We start from the raw sequence: 1,057 nt of genomic DNA, 5'->3' as shown, positions 1-1,057 counted from the left end.
ACTGTCTCTGGCCTTATAACTACACAGTATACTTACCAGCGTAATTTTGTCAAAAGCAAAACCACCACGACGGTCATCGTGGCGGTTTTGCTTAAAAACTTTCAATCAAACTAATGGGATACACTCACATTGGTTGTGGATAAATTTGCGCCGGCAATTTCAACTTGATAAAAACCGACACCGAGCAACAGAGCAAAACCAAGCGATATCATGGCGACAAAACCCAAAAGGAACTTGAAAAAATCTGTTACGGATGAATCATTCATATGGTGAAGCAACGCCCGCCCGACTGAACGACGGCTCCAGTCGTTCGGGCGGGAAGAAATGCGCCAAAGGCATAAGTTTTTATTTTAGAGTTTTCAACTGTTCCTGAAGGGCATTAAGCAACTTCAAACTATCATCAAGTTGTTTGGCAACATCGGCATTATTGGCTGAAGATTGCGCCGGTGCGGATGACGGAGAAGCACTGGGTACTGATGCGGAACTATTTAAAAGCTGATTTATCCTTGCGCGAGTTTTGGGACCGACAGATCCGTATCCATCATCACCTGGCCCTGCGATTCCATGCTTCTCTTGGAATTTCTTAACCGCGCGTTCGGTTGCTGGACCAAAAAGTGTGGTTTCATCTCCTGGAGAACCGGCTCCGCTATTTGAAACCTGCGTATCCGGATCGCTGTTCAAAATCTGCTGAAGTATCCTTACATCCGCGTGAGAAATGCCTTTGGAAAGCCGACGAGAGATTGAACCAGAAATTATAACCGAACTCGCAACTGATGGAACTGCGGGCGTTACAACCGACGGCACACTCACTCCTGCTGAAATTTCATTGAGCTTGGCTCGAGTTTTAGGACCAACATTGCCGTATCCTTCATCACCAGGTTTGGCGAGGCCGTGCTTTTGTTGAAATTTTCCAACGGCTTTCTTGGTAGCCGGACCAAAATAGTTTGTCTCTTGGCCTGGAGAACCGACGCCAGATGCGGCAATAAGAGTATCTGGGTCGCTGTTGAGAATCTGCTGAAGCGCCTTAACATCCGAACTAGAAACACCGAGCACTAAA

At 46.7% G+C, this 1,057-nt stretch carries 1 protein-coding gene; it reads right to left on the bottom strand.

All coding sequences use genetic code 11. The annotated features are described in order from the left end of the window. Positions 1 to 345: 345 nt before the first annotated feature. A partial coding sequence (locus Q7R76_00005) for a peptidoglycan-binding protein (GenBank protein MDO8641961.1) occupies positions 346 to 1,057 on the bottom strand: 712 nt, incomplete at its 5' end.

The organism is Candidatus Woesearchaeota archaeon (assembly GCA_030651375.1).
In the GTDB taxonomy this organism is placed as follows: Archaea; Nanobdellota; Nanobdellia; order Woesearchaeales; family UBA12501; genus JAUSFM01.
The sequence above is the reverse complement of the archived record's forward strand: the minus strand, read 5'-3'. Positions and strand labels throughout refer to the sequence as shown.